Annotated in this window: 20 protein-coding genes; 19 read left to right on the top strand and 1 reads right to left on the bottom strand. The window is 32.5% G+C overall.

The window, feature by feature from the left end:
• The first annotated feature begins 1 nt into the window (after nt 1).
• From AK212_RS04985 to recO, 12 genes are all read left to right on the top strand, one after another.
• Nucleotides 2-754, top strand: a complete 753-nt coding sequence (locus tag AK212_RS04985; protein WP_053029525.1) for a 16S rRNA (uracil(1498)-N(3))-methyltransferase — start codon at nt 2-4, stop codon at nt 752-754.
• Nucleotides 755-759: 5 nt separating this feature from the next.
• A complete protein-coding gene (mtaB, locus tag AK212_RS04980) occupies nt 760-2106 on the top strand; it encodes a tRNA (N(6)-L-threonylcarbamoyladenosine(37)-C(2))-methylthiotransferase MtaB (RefSeq protein WP_053029524.1) in 1347 nt (448 codons plus the stop codon).
• Nucleotides 2107-2235: 129 nt separating this feature from the next.
• Nucleotides 2236-2412 carry a 30S ribosomal protein S21 gene (gene rpsU / locus AK212_RS04975; protein WP_000048060.1) on the top strand — a complete coding sequence of 59 codons (177 nt, stop codon included), beginning with the start codon at nt 2236-2238 and terminating at the stop codon, nt 2410-2412.
• Nucleotides 2413-2608: 196 nt separating this feature from the next.
• Entirely contained in the window at nt 2609-3280 is a 672-nt protein-coding gene (locus AK212_RS04970) for an NfeD family protein (protein ID WP_371106760.1), read from the top strand.
• 12 nt (nt 3281-3292) lie between these two features.
• Nucleotides 3293-4279, top strand: coding sequence for a flotillin-like protein FloA (floA, locus tag AK212_RS04965; RefSeq protein ID WP_053029522.1), 987 nt, complete (start codon nt 3293-3295; stop codon nt 4277-4279).
• A gap of 18 nt (nt 4280-4297) precedes the next feature.
• A complete protein-coding gene (locus tag AK212_RS04960; RefSeq protein ID WP_053029521.1) occupies nt 4298-4987 on the top strand; it encodes a hypothetical protein in 690 nt (229 codons plus the stop codon).
• A gap of 278 nt (nt 4988-5265) precedes the next feature.
• Nucleotides 5266-6213 (top strand): PhoH family protein, encoded by a 948-nt coding sequence (locus AK212_RS04955; RefSeq protein ID WP_053029520.1) that lies wholly within the window; start codon nt 5266-5268, stop codon nt 6211-6213.
• Nucleotides 6214-6675 carry an rRNA maturation RNase YbeY gene (ybeY, locus tag AK212_RS04950; protein WP_053029519.1) on the top strand — a complete coding sequence of 154 codons (462 nt, stop codon included), beginning with the start codon at nt 6214-6216 and terminating at the stop codon, nt 6673-6675.
• Nucleotides 6671-7015 (top strand): diacylglycerol kinase family protein, encoded by a 345-nt coding sequence (locus AK212_RS04945; RefSeq protein WP_053029518.1) that lies wholly within the window; start codon nt 6671-6673, stop codon nt 7013-7015. The genes ybeY and AK212_RS04945 overlap by 5 nt, the downstream gene beginning before the upstream one ends.
• Nucleotides 7016-7034: 19 nt before the next feature.
• Nucleotides 7035-7439: a cytidine deaminase gene (gene cdd / locus AK212_RS04940; protein ID WP_053029517.1), complete on the top strand. Its 405-nt coding sequence runs from the start codon at nt 7035-7037 to the stop codon at nt 7437-7439.
• Nucleotides 7440-8339, top strand: a complete 900-nt coding sequence (era, locus tag AK212_RS04935; protein WP_053029516.1) for a GTPase Era — start codon at nt 7440-7442, stop codon at nt 8337-8339. It abuts the gene before it with no gap.
• A gap of 29 nt (nt 8340-8368) precedes the next feature.
• The gene (recO, locus tag AK212_RS04930) at nt 8369-9121 is read left to right on the top strand and encodes a DNA repair protein RecO (protein WP_053029515.1); all 753 of its coding nucleotides are present in this window, start codon (nt 8369-8371) and stop codon (nt 9119-9121) included.
• A 78-nt stretch (nt 9122-9199) separates the two neighbouring features.
• Here recO and AK212_RS04925 read toward each other — a convergent pair whose 3' ends face one another.
• Complete coding sequence (locus tag AK212_RS04925; RefSeq protein WP_053029514.1) at nt 9200-10591, bottom strand: glycine--tRNA ligase; 1392 nt, start codon at nt 10589-10591, stop codon at nt 9200-9202.
• Between the two features lie 338 nt (nt 10592-10929).
• Between AK212_RS04925 and ccpN the strand changes: the two genes are divergently transcribed.
• The 7 genes from ccpN to AK212_RS04890 all read left to right on the top strand — a co-directional run bounded on the left by ccpN (nt 10930) and on the right by AK212_RS04890 (nt 19021).
• Nucleotides 10930-11553: a transcriptional regulator CcpN gene (gene ccpN, locus AK212_RS04920; protein ID WP_080365524.1), complete on the top strand. Its 624-nt coding sequence runs from the start codon at nt 10930-10932 to the stop codon at nt 11551-11553.
• Between the two features lie 11 nt (nt 11554-11564).
• On the top strand, nt 11565-12380 hold the full coding sequence (locus AK212_RS04915; protein WP_053029513.1) for a pyruvate, water dikinase regulatory protein: 816 nt from the start codon (nt 11565-11567) through the stop codon (nt 12378-12380).
• A gap of 59 nt (nt 12381-12439) precedes the next feature.
• Complete coding sequence (gene dnaG, locus AK212_RS04910; protein WP_053029512.1) at nt 12440-14245, top strand: DNA primase; 1806 nt, start codon at nt 12440-12442, stop codon at nt 14243-14245.
• 307 nt (nt 14246-14552) lie between these two features.
• The gene (gene rpoD, locus AK212_RS04905) at nt 14553-15659 is read left to right on the top strand and encodes an RNA polymerase sigma factor RpoD (RefSeq protein WP_053029511.1); all 1107 of its coding nucleotides are present in this window, start codon (nt 14553-14555) and stop codon (nt 15657-15659) included.
• Between the two features lie 188 nt (nt 15660-15847).
• On the top strand, nt 15848-16537 hold the full coding sequence (locus AK212_RS04900; RefSeq protein ID WP_053029510.1) for a tRNA (adenine(22)-N(1))-methyltransferase: 690 nt from the start codon (nt 15848-15850) through the stop codon (nt 16535-16537).
• Complete coding sequence (locus tag AK212_RS04895) at nt 16527-17627, top strand: Nif3-like dinuclear metal center hexameric protein (protein WP_053029509.1); 1101 nt, start codon at nt 16527-16529, stop codon at nt 17625-17627. The genes AK212_RS04900 and AK212_RS04895 overlap by 11 nt, the downstream gene beginning before the upstream one ends.
• A 47-nt stretch (nt 17628-17674) precedes the next feature.
• Nucleotides 17675-19021 (top strand): DEAD/DEAH box helicase, encoded by a 1347-nt coding sequence (locus tag AK212_RS04890; RefSeq protein ID WP_053029508.1) that lies wholly within the window; start codon nt 17675-17677, stop codon nt 19019-19021.

Genomic DNA, 19021 nt, shown 5'->3' with positions numbered 1-19021 from the left:
TTTGCAAAGATACTTTATCGATCAAAACGCTGATGACAGTCAGCGTTTTTTTATAACAAATAAGGAAGATATACATCATATTACTAATGTGATGAGAAATACAGTTGGTAACCAGATTATTGTAACGTTTAAAGATAAAACCGTGTTTAAATCGGAAATCATTACTGTTGAGAATGAATCAATTGAAATTAAATTGATTGAGCACATTGATATCAATTCAGAGTTACCTGTACAAGTTACTATATGTAGTGGCTTAATCAAAGCAGACAAATATGAATGGTTAATTCAAAAAGCAACAGAATTAGGTGCTGATAGTTTCATAGCTGTAGAAATGGACAGATCTGTAGTCAAACTTAATTCAAATAAAGTTCAAAAAAAATTAGAACGTTGGCAAAAGATAATTAAAGAAGCAGCTGAACAAAGCTACCGTTTAATTATTCCTAAAATCAATTTTAAGTCGAATTTAAATGAAATTTGTGATACTATAAATCATTATGACTATATTTTGTTAGCATATGAAGATGAAGCAAAACGTGGTGAAGTTAGTCTTTTTAAAGAAACCTTGAAAAAATTTAAGACTAACGATCGTATTTTATTAATATTTGGTCCTGAAGGTGGCTTTTCAGAGAAAGAAATCTCTCTGCTTAAAGAAACGAGTGTTAATGTTGGTTTAGGACCTCGAATTTTACGGGCAGAAACGGCGCCACTTTATGCTTTAAGTGCTATCAGTTATGAAAATGAATTAATGGGGTGAATATTATGTCAACAGTTGCGTTTCACACATTAGGTTGCAAAGTAAACCATTATGAAACTGAAGCAATTTGGCAATTATTTAAAGACGCTGATTACGATAGAGTTGATTTTGAAACGAATGCAGACGTCTTCGTAATCAACACTTGTACAGTAACAAATACTGGAGATAAAAAAAGTAGACAAATCATTAGAAGAGCAATTCGACAAAATCCTGATGCAGTAGTATGTGTGACTGGATGTTATGCGCAAACATCTTCTGCAGAAATTATGGAAATTCCTGGCGTAGACGTAGTGGTAGGTACGCAAGATAGACACAAATTATTAGACTACATCCAACAATTTAGAGAAGAACGCCAACCAATTAATGGTGTTGGTAATATTATGAAAAACCGTACATATGAAGAATTAGATGTACCATATTTTACAGATCGAACAAGAGCTTCACTAAAAATCCAAGAAGGGTGCAATAATTTCTGTACATTTTGTATCATACCATGGGCTCGTGGATTAATGCGTTCACGTGATCCTGAAAAAGTGGTTGAACAAGCTACACAATTAGTTAATGCTGGCTATAAAGAAATTGTTTTAACTGGAATTCATACTGGTGGTTATGGTCAAGATTTAAAAGATTATAATTTAGCACAGTTACTTCGTGATTTAGAAGAAATTGATGGTCTTGAACGAATTAGAATTTCATCTATTGAAGCTAGCCAATTAACTGATGAAGTTATTGATGTTTTAAAACGATCAAATAAAGTTGTTAGACATTTACATGTTCCATTACAATCCGGTTCTGATACTGTATTAAAACGAATGAGACGTAAATATACTATGGAACATTTTTCAGAGAGAATCACAAAATTACATGATGCGTTACCAGACTTAGCTGTTACAAGTGATGTAATTGTAGGATTCCCAGGAGAAACAGAAGAGGAATTCCAAGAAACTTATGACTTTATTGTTAAACATAAATTCTCTGAATTACACGTTTTTCCATATTCAGCTAGAATTGGTACGCCTGCTGCGCGTATGGATGATCAAATTGACGAATCTATCAAAAATGACCGTGTGCACAAATTAATCGCGTTAAGTGATCAATTAGCTAAAGAATATGCATCTAAATTTGAAGACGAAGTTTTAGAAGTGATTCCTGAAGAAGCTGGCGAAGTAGAAGGCACATTAGTTGGTTACGCTGACAACTATATGAAAGTTCAATTTGAGGGTAATGATTCTTTAATCGGACAAATTGTAAAAGTAAAAATCGTTAAAGCTGATTATCCTATTAATACAGGTAAAGTTGTTAGAATTGTAGAACACGCAACAAACAAGTCTGAAGAAGGCGTATTATTATAATTTTTAAAAATTATAATAATTTGGAATTGACCATAATAAATTCATATATTATACTAAGTAAAGCATAGTTGTATATTACTATGTATTGACTTTAAAGTTCCGTTGATATTTGGAGGGAGGGAAATACAGATGTCTAAAACAGTAGTACGTAAAAATGAATCACTTGAAGATGCATTACGTAGATTTAAACGTTCAGTATCTAAAAGTGGTACTATCCAAGAAGTACGTAAACGTGAATTTTACGAAAAACCAAGCGTAAAACGTAAAAAGAAATCAGAAGCTGCACGTAAACGTAAATTCAAATAATTAATAACTCTGTTGACTCCCTCAACAAGAATATTAATTATATATATGCTCTCGATTAGTTAAACTAGTCGAGAGTTTTTTTATATTAAAGCGTCTACTATCACTATTATAACGAAGTGTATTCATGTATAATCGGAATTGAGAGCGAGGTGAAATTGTGAACTATTTCAATGCGATACATACAGTTATCAATTCCATTTTAACTACTAATCATTTATTCAATAATCTATCTCAGATTGTAACGAGTCCATTAATATCACTTATATTAACGTGTATCATTTTTTTAGGCTTTTTATATCAATTGTATTCGAAGCGTATTAATTTTGCAGGAATTATCGCAATGCTTGCACTTTTAATTCTCTTCCTCGGCTTTTTAATTAACGGTGATGTTAATCTTATTTCTGTATTGCTATTCTTCGTTGGAGCAATACTCGTTATTATCGAATTATTTGTCATTGGCGCAGTCATAGGTATTATTGGTATATCATTGATTATACTTAGCATCATTATGTTAGGAGATAACATTCTTTTAATGCTATTAAATGTTGTGATTGCATCAATATTGGCAATTATTGAATGGGTGATATTAGTGAAATGGTTTAAAAGGAAAATTCCATTTTTAGATAAAGTTGTGTTAAAAGATTCTACTAATTCAGAAGCAGGATATAGATCTCACGATGATCGTTCTCATTTAGTTGGTCAAACAGCTCGTACTGTGACAGATTTAAGACCTGCAGGAATTATAACGCTTGATAATGAAAGAATAGATGCCGTATCAGATGGCGCTTTCATTTTAAGAAATAAAGAAGTTAAAATTCTTGAGGTAGAAGGATCTAGAGTTGTTGTTAGAGAAATTGAAAACACATAAAGGAGTGGTTAAATGTTTGGATTAGGCATTATAGTGATTGCAGTTATTATTGTTATTGCATTATTAGTGCTATTCTCATTTGTACCAGTAGGACTTTGGATATCTGCAATTGCTGCTGGAGTTAAAGTAGGTATTGGAACATTGGTAGGTATGAGATTACGTCGAGTATCTCCACGTAAGGTAATTGGTCCATTAATTAAAGCACATAAAGCTGGTTTAAACCTTACAACAAATCAATTAGAATCACATTATTTAGCGGGTGGTAACGTCGATAGAGTCGTTGATGCGAATATAGCTGCTCAACGTGCAGACATTAACTTACCATTCGAACGTGGTGCAGCGATTGACTTGGCTGGACGTGACGTATTAGAAGCTGTTCAAATGTCTGTTAATCCTAAAGTAATTGAAACACCGTTTATAACTGGTGTAGCAATGAATGGTATAGAAGTAAAAGCGAAAGCTAGAATTACAGTACGCGCCAACATCTCTCGTTTAGTTGGTGGTGCAGGAGAAGAAACAATCATTGCTCGTGTAGGTGAAGGTATTGTTTCTACTATTGGTTCAAGTGAGCATCATACACAAGTACTAGAGAACCCTGATAACATTTCTAAGACTGTCTTAAGTAAAGGTCTTGATTCAGGTACTGCGTTCGAAATTTTATCTATCGATATAGCTGACGTAGATATTGGTAAAAATATTGGTGCTGACTTACAAACAGAACAAGCACTTGCAGATAAGAATATTGCGCAAGCGAAAGCCGAAGAACGCCGTGCTATGGCCGTAGCTTCAGAACAAGAAATGAAAGCGCGTGTTCAAGAAATGCGTGCTAAAGTGGTTGAAGCTGAATCTGAAGTTCCACTTGCAATGGCAGAAGCTTTACGTGAAGGTAATATGGGTGTCAAAGATTACTACAACCTAAAAAATGTAGAAGCTGACACTGGTATGAGAAATGCGATAAATAAACGTACTGAACAAAATGAAGATGAATCACCAAAGTAAATGTTAAGGGGTGATTAGATGAATATTGGTATTATAATTTTTATAATATCCATTATTGTAACAGGTATTAGTGCGATGAGGGATAAGAGTCATGAGCAAAGAAAAAATCAGAGACCACCACAACATAAGCCAACAACGTCTGATAAAAAAGAGACGCAAGGGAAAGGTTTCTTTGAGCAAATAGAAGAAGCATTTAGTGAATTAGAAAAAGAATTTACTAATGATGATGAACCCTCTAAACAACAAAAGAAAACCGCACAACAAGAATCAAAACGCGTTTATCAAGATAAAGAACTTGAAAAAGAAATTATTGAGGAAAGTGTACCTGAAGAATTAGAGCGTTCTACTAGGCAACGTAATAGATTTGAAAGGGAAGCGCGCCAATCAACCAATACACGTGAGCGTACTAGAGATGTTAATCATCTGAAAAAAGAACTTGAAAAACAACTCGTAGACGACTTATATAATGTACGCTCAGAAATTGATCGTGAAAAAGAAAAGCAACTTACAAGAATTGAAAATAAAGCAAGAGCGATTATTAATGATAAAAATCTATCTGAACGTACTAAACGTTATAGATTGAAGCAATTGTTAAATAGTAAGTTAATTGAACAAGATATGACACATCAAAAATTTCAATTCGATAATGATCCAGTCGTCAATGGTATTCTTTGGCAAGAAATTCTCAATAAACCTAAGCAATTATAATTAATATTTTAACCCGAAATTCATTTTCACATGATTTTCGGGTTATTTTTCTAATAAGTATTAAAAGCTTATACTACAATTTAATAAAAAAAGCACACTAAGCCAAATAAATTTGTATACTTTAACAGACTTTAGTAAAATTTAAATGAAAGTTAATTTACTAAAGTAACTTAAATCTTAGCTTTTTAAAGATTTAGACATCATGTTTTATTTTTAAAACATAAGTGAACTAATATAATCTAAATATATACATTGTTTTAGTGAAAAGGAGCGCTTATATGCCAGGAATAATTCAAATAGACGACATTAATCATTCTCAAGCACTGTTAGGTAATAATGATGAACATATTAATGCGATTGAGGAAGCGTTTGATGTCGAAATACATGCTCGTGGCCAAGAAGTAGCAGTTAAAGGTCAAAAATTAGAGCTTGTAGAAAAATCAGAATTAGTTCTTAAAAATTTATTAAAAGTCATTGAAATGGGCAACACCATAACTTTAAAAGATGTTGAAGCTGCTATAAAAATGGCTGAAAATGATACGATACATCATCTCATCGATTTATATGATGAAGAGATTACAAAAGATGCTTTTGGAAAGACGATAAGAGCAAAAACGATGGGCCAAAGATTATACATTAATGCTATGAAAAACAATGACCTAGTCTTTGGAATTGGGCCTGCAGGTACGGGTAAAACATTTTTAGCGGTGGTGTATGCAGCTAAACAACTTAGAAAAGGTGCAGTTAAACGTATTGTATTAACAAGACCTGCTGTAGAAGCTGGGGAGTCTCTAGGATTTTTACCTGGTGATTTAAAAGAAAAAGTAGATCCTTATTTGAGACCTCTTTATGATGGATTAAATACAGTATTGGGTAGAGAACAAACTGCAAGATTTATCGAGAGAGGCACAATCGAAATTGCACCATTAGCCTATATGCGTGGCCGTACACTTGATGATGCTTTTGTCATTTTAGATGAAGCTCAAAATACAACGCATGCGCAAATGAAAATGTTCTTAACACGATTAGGATTTGGCTCTAAAATGGTAGTTACAGGAGATCAAACCCAAATTGATTTACCTAAAGGCGTCAAAAGTGGATTAAAAGAAGCAGTCAAAAAATTACATGGGGTTAAAGGAATTAATATTATGCAATTAGATCAAAGTGATGTTGTAAGACACCCATTAGTAAGTAAAATAATTGATCGCTATGAAGGAGACAATTAAATGTTTACAATTGATTTTAATGATCATACAGACCTTGTAGAAGAAACTTGGTATCAACAAATTGATGACTTACTTAATTTTGCTAAAGAACAAGAACAAATCGAAGAAGACGCTGAGCTTTCTGTTACTTTTGTTGATAAGAGTGAAATTCAAGTAATCAATAAAACATATCGAGATAAAGATAAAGTAACTGATGTAATTTCGTTTGCACTTGAAGAAGATGAGCCTGAAATTATTGGTTTAGACATGCCAAGGGTTCTTGGAGATATCATCATCTGTACAGATGTAGCTAAAGACCAAGCTGATTCATATGGCCATTCTTTTGAAAGAGAATTAGGTTTTCTAGCACTACATGGTTTTTTACATTTACTAGGTTATGATCATATGAACGAAGAAGATGAAAAAGAAATGTTTGGACGCCAAGAGACAATATTAAATGCATACGGATTGACTAGAGATTAAGCAATTAAAACGTTTCAAATATACGTTTGATGGGTTTAAGACACTTCTTCTCAAAGATCATAATTATTTACTACATATTGTAATTGCGATTATAACTATCATTTTAGGTTATATCTGCCAATTAAGTGCAACTGAATGGTTATTTATAATATTGGCTATCTTCTTAGTACTTACGATAGAAGCAGTTAATACTGCAATAGAATGTGTAGTTGATTTAGTCACAAGTGACTATCATGAACTTGCTAAGCAAGCTAAAGATATTGCTGCGTTTAGTGTTATGTTAGCATCAATTTTCGCATTAATAACTGGATTAGTTATTTTTTTACCACACATTTTTTAATATTAAAGGGGATGTTTTGATGAGTTATCAATCACATTATTTTCAAGAGGCACGAGAAGCACAAAGTCGGGCATACGTGCCATATAGTCAATTTAAAGTAGGTGCTTATTTAAAGACTAAAGATGGTCGAACATTTTATGGTGCCAACGTTGAAAATGCTGCCTATCCTGCTACAATTTGTGCCGAACGTTCAAGTTTAGTAGCAGCCATATCTGAAGGTTATCGACCTGGTGACTTTGAATCAATAACTGTAACGGTTGATGCTGAAAAGCCATCATCACCTTGTGGAACATGTAGACAAGTTCTTAAAGAATTATGTGATGATGATATGCCAGTATATATGACGTATCATAAAGGGGAATTACTTGAGTCAACTGTGGTCGAACTGTTACCACATGGCTTTTCAGGAAAGGATTTAGAATAGATGACAGAACATAAGTCGGGATTTGTATCAATTATAGGAAGACCCAATGTAGGTAAATCTACATTTATGAATAGAGTAATCGGACATAAAATTGCAATTATGTCTGATAAAGCTCAAACTACACGTAATAAAATCCAAGGTGTAATGACTCGAGACGATGCGCAAATCATCTTCTTAGATACACCTGGCATTCATAAACCTAAACACAAATTAGGTGATTATATGATGCGTGTTGCTAAAAATACATTATCTGAAATTGATGCAATCATGTTCATGGTTAATGTAAATGAAGAAATTGGGCGTGGCGATGAATATATCATGGAAATGCTAAAAAACGTTAAAACGCCAGTTTTCTTAGTGCTAAATAAAATTGATTTAGTACACCCAGATGCTTTAATGCCTAGAATAGAACAATATCAACAATATATGGATTTCACTGAAATCGTGCCAATCTCCGCATTAGAAGGATTGAATGTCGATCACTTTATAGATGTACTGAAACGTTATTTACCTGAAGGTCCAAAGTATTATCCGGACGATCAAATTTCAGATCACCCTGAACAGTTTGTTGTAAGTGAAATTATACGTGAAAAGATTTTACATTTAACGAGTGAAGAAATTCCTCATGCAATCGGCGTTAATGTAGATAGAATGATTAAAGAAAGTGAAGAACGTGTCAGAGTAGAAGCTACTATTTTCGTTGAGAGAGATTCACAAAAAGGTATAGTCATCGGAAAGGGTGGCAAAAAATTAAAAGAAGTAGGTAAAAGAGCAAGACATGATATCGAAATGTTATTAGGCTCAAAAGTGTATTTAGAACTTTGGGTAAAAGTTCAGAAAGATTGGCGTAATAAAGTTAATTTCATCCGTCAAATGGGATATATCGAAGATCAAGATTAATGGATCGAAGTTAGAAGGGTCGTGATACTATGCTCGAAAAACAAAAGGGAATCATTATAAAATCCGTAGATTACGGAGAATCTGATAAAATTATTACAATTTTAAACGAGCATGGTGCCAAAATACCATTGATGGTTAGACGAGCCAAAAAATCAAAAACAGGTTTACAAGCCCATACGCAACTCTTTGTGTATGGCTTATTTATTTATAATAAATGGAAAGGTATGGGGACTTTAAGTTCAGTGGATGTAATTAATCAATATTACGATTTACGGTTGGATATATTTAATAGTAGTTATGCAACATTGTGTGTTGAGGCCATTGAGCGTTCAATGGATAGTGATGACATTTCTCCATTCCATTATAAACTGTTACACTTTGTACTCGAAAAAATTTCATCTGGAAATTCAGCGCAACTTATGTCCATTATAGTAATGTTAAAATGTATGAATCGCTTCGGTTTTACAGCATTTTTTAATCATTCAGCTATTTCAGGTAGTTATGATCAATCACAATTAGCTGCATATAGTTTTGTTTATGATGGAACGATTCTTGAATCAGAATTATATAAAGATCCACATGCTTTACGTATATCTAACAAAACATTATATTTATTAGATGTCTTACAGAAATTACCTATAGATAAAATGAATCAATTTAATATTAGTCAAGGTATTCTGGATGAAATGTCGGAACTGCTTCTATTAATATACAAAGAATATGCAGGTATGTACTTTAAAGGTCAAAAGTTAATCAATCAATTGAAACGAATTGAATATTGATAAATCTTCCAATATAAATACAAAAACCCACCTCAAAAAAATGATTTGAGGTGGGTTTTGTACTTTATATAATTATAGTTAGAAAGCAACTTTTTCGGCTAAGAACGTTTCCAATTCAGAAATAGGCATACGTACTTGTTCCATAGAGTCACGGTCACGCACTGTTACTTGATTATCTTCTAATGAATCAAAGTCAAATGTAATACAATATGGCGTACCAATTTCATCTTGTCTACGGTAACGTTTACCAATTGATTGAGATTCATCGAAGTCTATTGCAAATTTAGAACTTAATTGTTCGAAGATTTTAATTGCATCTTCAGATAATTTTTTGCTTAATGGTAAAACTGCAGCTTTATATGGTGCAAGGGCAGGGTGGAAGTGCAATACTGTTCGTGAATCTTTACTTCCTTCAACGCCTTCTTCTTCATATGCGTCACATAAGAATGCTAATGTAACACGGTCTGCACCTAATGATGGTTCAATACAATATGGCACATATTTTTCATTTGTTTCAGGATCATGGTATTTGAAATCTTCGCCTGAATGTTCACTGTGTTTTTTCAAGTCAAAATCAGTACGGCTTGCGATACCCCATAATTCACCCCAACCAAATGGGAAGCGATATTCAATATCTGTAGTTGCGTTTGAATAGTGTGATAATTCTTCTTCATCATGATCACGTAGACGCATATTATCTTCGTTAATATTTAAATCTTTTAACCATTGGCTAGCAAATGTTTTCCAATAATTTTGCCATTCAATTTCTTCACCTGGTTTACAGAAGAATTCCAATTCCATTTGTTCAAATTCTCTAGTTCTGAAGATGAAGTTACCTGGTGTAATTTCATTACGGAATGATTTACCAATTTGACCAATACCAAATGGTAGTTTTTTACGCATTGAACGTTGAACATTTTTGTAATTTACAAAAATACCTTGTGCAGTTTCAGGTCGTAAGAAAATTTCATTTGTAGAATCTTCGGTAACACCTTGGAAAGTTTTGAACATAAGATTGAATTGACGAATATCTGTCCAATTAGCAGTACCACTTACAGGACAAACTATACCTTCATCGTCAATAATACGTTTCATTTCATCAAAACTTAAACCATCGGCGATAAAGTTTTCATCACCTTTTTCTTTTTGCATGTAATCTTCAATTAACTTATCGGCACGATAACGGATTTTACTATCTTTATTATCAATCATAGGATCATTAAAGTTACCTAAATGACCTGATGCTTCCCATGTTTTTGGGTTCATTAAAATCGCTGCATCAATACCTACGTTAAATGGTGATTGTGTGATGAACTTTTGCCACCATGCTTTTTTAACATTATTTTTTAATTCAACACCTAATGGGCCATAATCCCACGTGTTTGATAATCCACCATAAATATCACTACCAGGAAAAACAAATCCTCTGTGTTTTGCTAATGATACAATTGTTTCCATATCTTTAACCATATAATCTCTCCTTATTAAATACATAAAAACGCCCCAAGACAATAAATAAATGAAAATATCACATTTATCATTATCTTGGGACGAGTTAATTTATTTCACTATATCAATTAAATATAGTTGATAACTTAATAACCCGCGGTTCCACCCAATTTAGTGTAGCCACTCACTTTTATCAAATTTTACGATTAGCCAAATTGAATTTGTTAAGCTTACACCATCCTTAACTCGCTTACCATTAGTTTAATAGATTGATTATTTAATAGCAAGAAATTATATGTATTTGTAGGTACAATAATAAATAGGTATAATAGACGTGAACAATAAAGGGGTGAAGACCTATAGAACTTAGTAAAAGACAAGAACAAATTATTGAGATAGTCAAAAGTGGAGGACCTATTACCGGGGAACACATTGCCGAAAAACTAGACTTAACACGTGCTACTTTGAGACCTGATTTAGCAATTTTAACAATGTCAGGATTTTTAGAGGCTAGACCTCGAGTGGGGTATTATTATTCTGGCAAATCTAAAAACAAGTTAATGACTGATAAATTACGTCAATATGTTGTTAAAGACTATATGTCTCCACCAGTCATTGTAAAAGAGGATATGTCTGTTTATGATGCTATTTGTACGATCTTCTTAGAAGATGCTAGTACATTATTTATTATTAATGAACACAATGATTTTATTGGTGTTTGTTCTAGAAAAGACTTGTTACGTGCTTCTATGATTGGTGAAGATATTCATACCATGCCAATCAGTGTTAACATGTCGAGAATGCCAAATTTAACTTATCTTGAAGAAGATGAACTTATCATTTATGCAGCAGATCAAATGATAGAAAAAGAAATTGATTCAATACCAATTGTTAAAAGTAAAGGTAATCATAAATATCAAGTAACAGGTAGAGTATCAAAAACAACAATCGCAAATTTATTTGTATCATTATTTAAAGAATAGGTGGTAAAACGATGGAAAATATAAAGATAATCATCGCATCTGATTCAATTGGAGAAACTGCTGAATTAGTAGCTAGAGCGTGTATTTCACAATTTAATCCAAAAGAATGCAAACATGATTTTTTAAGATATCCATATATTGAAACTAAGGAAGATATAGATGAGGTTATTCAAGTAGCGAATGATAGAGAAGCAATTATCGTTTATACATTAGTAAAACCAGAAATGAAAACATATATGGAAAGCAAAATCGATTCCAATCAGTTACGCTCTATTGATATTATGGGACCATTAATGGAATATTTGAAAGAAGCATTTGAAGAAAATCCATATAATCAACCTGGTAGAGTACATCGTTTGGATGATGCTTACTTCAAAAAAATTGATGCGATTGAATTTGCCGTAAAGTATGACGATGGCAAAGATCCTAAGGGTCTACCTAAAGCTGATATCGTATTAATTGGTGTTTCTAGAACCTCAAAAACGCCGTTATCACAATACTTAGCCCATAAGAGTTATAAAGTGATGAATGTCCCAATAGTACCTGAAATAACACCTCCAGACATGTTATTTGAGATAGATCCAGCGAAATGTATCGCGTTAAGAATTAGCGAAGAAAAGTTAAATCGTATAAGAAAACAACGTTTAAAACAACTGGGACTAGGAGATTCAGCGAGATATGCAAATGAGTTGCGTATTAAAGAAGAGATTAAATATTTCGAAGATATCGTCAACAAAATCGGATGCACTGTGATTGATGTTTCCGATAAAGCAATTGAAGAAACTGCCAATGACGTTATTAATATAATAGAACGTCAATCAAAATAGTTTCAATTTAAACTTTAAAAATGTATAATATTATGATAAATATTTATGGGTGATGTACTTTGCGCATTGAACAATCAGTAATTAATGAAATTAAAGATAAAACAGATATTTTGGATTTAGTAAGTGAATATGTAAAATTAGAAAAAAGAGGACGCAATTACATCGGTTTGTGTCCTTTTCATGATGAAAAGACCCCTTCATTCACTGTTTCTGAAGATAAACAAATTTGCCATTGTTTTGGGTGTAAAAAAGGTGGTAACGTCTTTCAATTTACACAAGAAATTAAAGATTTATCATTCGTAGAGGCTGTTAAAGAACTAGGTGAACGTCTAAATATATCTGTTGACATTGGTAATTCAAGTGACTATACAAGTCAAATTGCGTCTGATGACTTAGCTATGATAGAGATGCATGAATTAATGAATGAGTATTATCAGTATGCTCTACTTAAAACGGTTGAAGGTGAAGACGCCTTAAGCTATTTGACAAATAGAGGCTTTACTGAAGAACTTATTAAAGCGCGTGGAATAGGTTATGCACCGAATCACACGCATTTCTGTCATGACTTTTTACAACAAAAAAGTTATGATATTGAACTCGCATATGAAGCAGGCCTTCTATCTCGAAACGAAGAAAATTTCAGCTATTTTGATCGTTTTAGAGATCGCATTATGTTTCCATTAAAAAATGCGCAAGGTCGTATCGTTGGCTATTCTGGCAGAACTCACAATAATCAAGAACCTAAATATTTAAACAGTCCGGAAACACCGATATTTCAAAAAAGACGATTATTGTATAATCTTGATCAAGCTAGAAAATATATACGTAAAAATGACGAAGCCATTTTACTTGAAGGGTTTATGGATGTTATAAAATCTGATTCCTCCGGCTTAAAACCTGTTATTGCTAGTATGGGTACAGCGCTATCAGATGAACACATTACCGTTCTCAAGAAATTAACATCTCATATAACACTAATGTTTGATGGTGATTTCGCAGGGCAAGAAGCAACGATTAAAACAGGACAACACCTTCTTCAACAAGGGTTAAATGTTTTTGTGGTTCAATTACCTAAAGACATGGACCCAGATGAATATATTACAAAATATGGTAATGAAAAATTTCTAGAATATGTTAATAATGAAAAGAAATCATTTATTTTATATAAAGTAAATAGACATAAAGATGAAATTACTAATAATGATTTAGCTTATGAACGTTACCTTAAAGAAGTTACACAAGACATTGCAATGATGAATTCACAAATATTACAAAATAAAGTCATCAGAGATGTTGCTAATATATTTAACGTAGATCCTAGTACATTAAATGGTAATGTATTAGGCCAACAGCAATATGTTCATAATGATCCTTATTTTAACGATTATCAATCGTATAATAGTGAGATTCAACAAAACGTAAATGCAATGTTCTCAAATTTATCGAAGCAAGAGAGTGCTGAGAGAGCGCTACTTAAACATTTTATGCACGATAAAGATTTGTTTTTAAATTATCATAAGCAACTTGAAAGCGACGATTTTAGCAATCAATTTTTCAAGCGCATCTATAGTATTTTAGAAGAATTTTACGCAGAAAATGACAAATATTCGATAAGTGATATGATATTATACACAGACAACGATGATTTAAGAGATGCAATTATTGCATTAGACAATTATGATTTAAATGAAGAACCATATGATAGCGAAATTGAAGATTATATGAATGTTATAAATGAAGCTAAATATGGTGACACCATTGAAGAATTAAATCATAAGTTGCGCGAAGCATCGCGACTAGGTGATGTAGAATTACAAAAATATTATTTAGAGCAAATCGTTAATAAAAATAAAGCAAGAATGTAACATCATTATTAAAATAAATACGTATTTGAAGCATACAGGTTTTAACAAATCATATAAATTGTATTTCTATTTAATAACCATTATTGTATAATGGTTATTATGCGTTTTTAACGGGTAGAAATGGAACATAAGTAATATTTAACGAATGTAGTAGTTTTGAAAACAAATTAGTATTTAACATTCAAATATTGAATATGAAATGTTACCATTGTTATGAATTTTTATTAATACTTTTCTTATTATATTGAAATATTATATAATTAAATATCTTGTTTGAAAGCATATATTACTATTGGGAGGCCTTTTCATGTCTGATAACCAAGTTAAAATTAAAAAACAAACAATAGATCCGACATTAACATTAGAAGATGTTAAAAAACAATTAATTGAAAAAGGGAAAAAGGAAGGTCACCTTAGCCATGAAGAAATAGCCGAAAAATTGCAAAATTTCGACATGGATTCTGATCAAATGGACGATTTCTTTGACCAATTAAATGATAATGATATCAGTTTAGTAAATGAGAAAGATAGCTCAGATACTGATGAGAAATTAAATCCTAATGATTTAAGTGCCCCTCCTGGCGTTAAAATAAATGACCCTGTCAGAATGTATCTAAAAGAAATCGGGCGAGTAAATCTACTTAGTGCTCAAGAAGAAATTGAACTCGCGAAACGTATTGAGCAAGGTGATGAAATTGCTAAGTCTCGTTTAGCAGAAGCTAACCTACGTCTTGTTGTAAGTATTGCAAAAAGATATGTAGGCCGTGGCATGTTATTCCTTGATTTAATTCAGGAAGGTAATATGGGATTAATCAAAGCAGTAGAGAAATTCGACTTTAGTAAAGGGTTTAAATTCTCAACATATGCTACTTGGTGGATTAGACAAGCAATTACTAGAGCGATTGCTGACCAAGCCCGTACAATCAGAATTCCAGTACACATGGTTGAAACTATCAATAAATTAATTCGTGTTCAAAGACAATTATTACAAGATTTAGGTCGTGATCCAGCACCTGAAGAAATTGGGGAAGAAATGGACTTACCACCAGAAAAGGTACGCGAAATTCTTAAAATTGCTCAAGAACCGGTATCTCTTGAAACACCAATTGGCGAAGAAGATGATAGTCATTTAGGTGATTTCATCGAAGACCAAGAAGCGCAAAGTCCATCTGATCATGCTGCATATGAACTATTAAAAGAACAACTTGAAGATGTATTAGATACACTTACTGATCGTGAAGAGAATGTTCTACGATTACGTTTCGGCTTAGATGATGGTAGAACGCGAACACTTGAAGAAGTTGGTAAAGTCTTTGGAGTTACGCGTGAAAGAATTCGTCAAATTGAAGCGAAAGCTTTAAGAAAGCTTAGACACCCAAGTCGTAGCAAGCGACTAAAAGACTTTATGGATTAATAAATAAAATAATTCGAGTTTAAATTGATTTATTTTTCATTGCTCATTATAGATTGAACACTTATAAACGCGTTGGATTAGTAATGATTACACTTTGTTATAGGTGTTACTATAATGTGCTTTAGAAAAATGCTAGACTGAGACACTTAACTTTGTCCCAGTCTCTTTTTATAGTAAAGGAGATATCTATGATAACTTTAAACCAAAGATTAACTACTGTGTGCAACTATCTTGTTCCAGGAAACTTAGCCGACATTGGTTCAGACCATGCCTATCTTCCTATCTATGCGATTCAACATGGTCTAATTACACATGCTATTGCTGGTGAAGTCATAAAAGGGCCTTTTGAAGCAGCGAAAAAGAATGTGTCAGAAAATCAGCTCAATGATGTTATCGATGTTCGATTAGGGGACGGATTAAGTGTACTTCGTCAGAATGAATCTATTCAAAATATAACCATTTGTGGCATGGGTGGTCCGCTTATAGCAAGAATATTGAATGAAGGGCGCATTCATTTAGCAAATGGTCCTAGATTAATCTTACAAAGTAATATTCAAACTGAAGTATTAAGATACACGCTCATGACACTGAATTACCAAATCATAGAAGAAGTCATTATGGAAGAGAAAGGACATATCTATGAAATTGTGGTTGCAGCGCATATGGGTCATCAGGATCATTTAGACAAAAAAGAATTAAAATTTGGGCCGAAATTATTACAAAATAAAAATGAAATATTTTATAAAAAATGGCGTCATGAATTAGAAGCTTTAAATCACATTCGTAATCAATTGAATTCAGAGTTACATCATGAGAGACTTAAAGAGATAGATAAGGATATATCATTAATTACAGAGGTGTTAAATAATGAAAATTAAACAATTAATGTCTATTATCGATACACATGTGCCATTAGAGACAGCTGAGAATTGGGATAATGTTGGATTACTAATAGGTAATCATGAATCTGAAATCAATGGTATATTAACGACGTTGGATTGTACAGATGCAATCGTTAACCAAGCTATCGACAAAGGCTATAATACGATTATCGCTCACCATCCTTTGATTTTTAAAGGGGTAAAATCAATCATTGATGATGGCTATGGTCAATTAATTCAAAAAATAATTCGTCACAATATCAACCTTATTGCGTTGCACACAAATCTTGACAATTACGTTTACGGTGTTAACCAAATGTTGGCTAATAAATTAAAATTGCAAGATATACAATTTTTAAATCAAGAGAATGAAACGTATTATAAAGTTCAAACATATATACCTAAGGATAATGTAGAAAACTTTAAAGATCGTCTTGATCAACATGGACTTGCCAAAGAAGGTAATTATGAGTATTGTTTTTATGAAACTGAAGGTAAAGGCCAATTTAAACCTGTAGGAAATGCTAATCCACATCTAGGTCAGCTGAATAACATAGAATATGTGAATGAAGTTAAAATTGAATTCATGATTAAAGCTAGCCAATATGCATTAGCTGAAAAAGCAATTATCGACAATCATCCTTATGAAACGCCTGTCTATGATTTTATTAAAATGACTAAAACGGCAAATTATGGTCTTGGCAAAATTGGCATTTTAGAAGATGCGATGTCATTAACAGACTTTGTAAAATTTGTAAAACATGAACTTGATATCCCAAGTGTTCGATACACAGGCGATGCTAATAAACGTATCCAAAAAGTAGCTATCATCGGCGGTGCGGGAATTGGTTATGAGGCACTTGCATTTAACAAAGGCGCAGACATCTTTATAACTGGAGATGTTAAACACCACGATGCACTTGATGCACAAACGTATGGTATGACCATTTTAGATATCAATCATTACAGTGAGTATGTGATGAGAGAGGGACTTAAAGAATTATTAGAACAATGGCTATATGATGAAAGTATAGATTTTCCAATTGATGCTTCTAATATCAATACCGATCCATTCAACTACATGTAAATTGGACTAAAACAACTTCAACTGAATATTTTAAGGAGGCCAAATCGATGGCAACTCACCCATTTGAATTATTTAATTTAGACTCAAAACTTATAGAAGCAATTAAAGACTTGAAATTTGATAAACCAACTGAAATACAAAATAGAATAATTCCAAGAATTAAAAAAGGCGTCAATTTAATAGGTCAATCCCAAACAGGTACAGGAAAATCACATGCATTTTTATTACCACTTATGGATAAAATAGACGAAGAAAACAAAGAACCTCAATCTATTGTGGTAGCGCCAACTAGAGAATTAGCGCAGCAATTATATCAAGCAGCTAGTCATTTAGCTCGTTTTAAACAAGGGGTTAAGGTAAGCCTTTTTATAGGTGGTACAGATATTGAAAAAGATAGACAACGAACTAATAATCAACCTCAATTAGTCATTGGAACACCGACTAGAATTAATGATTTAGCTCAAAGTGGTCATTTACATGCGCATTTGGCATCATACCTCGTTGTTGACGAGGCTGATTTAATGATTGACTTAGGCCTTATCGAAGATGTAGATTTAATTGCTTCACGCCTAGATGAAAATGCACATATAGCAGTTTTCAGTGCTACGATTCCTAAATCATTACAACCATTTTTAAATAAATATCTAAGTAATCCGGAATATGTAGAAGTGGATTCCAAGTCTCAAAATAAAAAAAATATTGAATTCTATTTAATTCCAACTAAAGGAACTGAAAAAGTAGATAAAACACTTCAATTAATCGATATTTTAAATCCATACCTATGTATCGTTTTCTGTAATAGTAGAGATAATGCGGATGAACTGGCAAATTCACTCAATGCTGCTGGAATTAAAGTTGGCATGATACACGGAGGTTTAACACCAAGAGAGCGTAAGCAACAAATGAAACGTATACGTAATTTAGAGTTTCAATTTGTAATCGCAAGTGATTTAGCTTCTCGAGGTATAGACATTGAAGGCGTTAGTCATGTTATTAATTTTGACGTACCTAAAGATATTGACTTTTTCACTCACCGTGTTGGTAGAACAGGTAGAGGTAACTATAAAGGTGTAGCAATCACACTTTATAGTCCTGATGAAGAGAATCTAATTACGTTAATTGAGGATAAAGGCTACCATTTTGAAAATGTTGATGTAAAACATAATGAATTAACACCAATTAAAGCGCATAACACACGACGTAAACGTGAAAGAAAAGATGACCACTTAACAAACGAAGTCAAACATAAAGTACGTAGTAAGACTAAAAATAAAGTAAAACCAGGTTATAAGAAGAAATTTAAACAAGAAGTTGAACGAGTGAAAAGACAAGAAAGAAAACAATTTAGTAAGAGACAAAATAGACAGCAACGAAAAAATAATAAAAAAGGTTAG

The organism is Staphylococcus borealis, from assembly GCF_001224225.1.
GTDB lineage: Bacteria > Bacillota > Bacilli > Staphylococcales > Staphylococcaceae > Staphylococcus > Staphylococcus borealis.
The sequence above is the reverse complement of the archived record's forward strand: the minus strand, read 5'-3'. Positions and strand labels throughout refer to the sequence as shown.